Below are 1,448 nucleotides of genomic sequence, written 5' to 3'. Positions count from 1 at the left end.
TGACACTTTAATAGATCGCGTTATAGAACAGCCATCACATCTATTTAAAATGATGGAAGATACTGTTGATAAAATAACCAATGGTTCATTATCAAATTTCCAAATTGTACGTCAGAGTGCAGAAAGAAGGTTACGTGAAAAAATAGTAGCTGAACAAAAACAGGAAATAACACTAAACGAAATTTACATTGAAATATCTAGTGTTTGTAACTTGTCTTTAGAGCAATGTGAGGAAATAAAAAAATGTGAGATTGAAAATGAAGTTAGTGTTTTGAAGAGAAGAGAATCTGGTTGGAAGTTATTTAATATTGCAAAACAATCAGGTGCAAAGGTAATTTTAATTAGTGATATGTATTTACCTGAATACGTTATTTTAAAAATGCTCAAAAAGGCAGGCTATGAACAAAATATCACACTTTATCTGTCTTCGACTATTGGCCTCAGAAAACATGAAGGAGATCTTTTCCGCTATGTTTTCGAAAATGAAAATATAGCTTATGAACAGTGGTTGCATGTAGGTGATAATCCACATGGAGATATATCTAAACCCCGTGAATTTGGAATTAATACTTACCAAATTAAAAGTGCATTTCGTATAGTTGAGAGTAATAAAAAGCTATTTCCTATATTGAAAGAAGATCGTAGGGCCAGAAGTAACGCAGAATCAGCTATTTATGGATTAATACAGCGTAAATATTTTGATAATCCCTATAATGTATTCCCAGCAGACACTCACTTCGGTGGAAACTCTTTAGCCTTGGGATATATGGGATTAGCTCCTGTACTATTTGGTTTTTTACAGTGGACGATGACACAGGCTAAAATGGATGGCATCCACAAGTTACTATTCTTGTCGAGAGATGGAAAAGTTCTTTGGCGTATGGCGAAAATTCTATTTCCCTCCTCCGAGGGCTGGCCAGAAATAGATTATGCAATGAGCTCTCGAAGAGCTGCAAGGGTTGCATCTATTTATAATATAAATGATATATCTAAACTGGTTGATTCATCCATTGCAACAACCACCCTTGATTCATTTTTCTTTGATAAGTTTGGTATTAGTCTTGATCCTAGCGATGATTATACTAAATTTGGTTTTTCTGCATATGATGCAAGAGTCACTCAAAATGAAAGAGCGAGTTTACGGGAACTTGCATATCATTTGTCTGCTGAGATCCTTGACAATGCTTCCTTAGAACGTGATCTGCTAGCAGCTCATTATCTAGAACTTGGGGTTAATTCTACGTCTAAAATAGGGGTGGTAGATATTGGTTACGCTGGTACGATGCAAGTCGCAATGGAGAGAATAACCAAAGCAAAAAATATTAATGGATATTACTACATAACGTTTGATACAGCATTAGAATCGATAAATAAAACCGGTCCAGGGCGGCCACTGGTAGCAATGGCAAACGCCTCCGCCATGATACCAGGCAACGCCTCTAATGATT

1 pseudogene is annotated in these 1,448 nt (G+C 36.0%); it reads left to right on the top strand.

Annotation, left to right across the window (positions count from 1 at the left end):
- Positions 1-49 precede the first annotated feature (49 nt).
- A pseudogene (locus V2A85_RS23635) lies at positions 50-502 on the top strand (hypothetical protein); the annotation flags it as partial.
- Positions 503-1,448 lie beyond the last annotated feature (946 nt).

Source organism: Yersinia sp. 1252 StPb PI (assembly GCF_048593885.1).
Lineage (GTDB): Bacteria > Pseudomonadota > Gammaproteobacteria > Enterobacterales > Enterobacteriaceae > Yersinia > Yersinia enterocolitica_E.
This window is presented reverse-complemented; position numbering and strand designations above follow the sequence as displayed.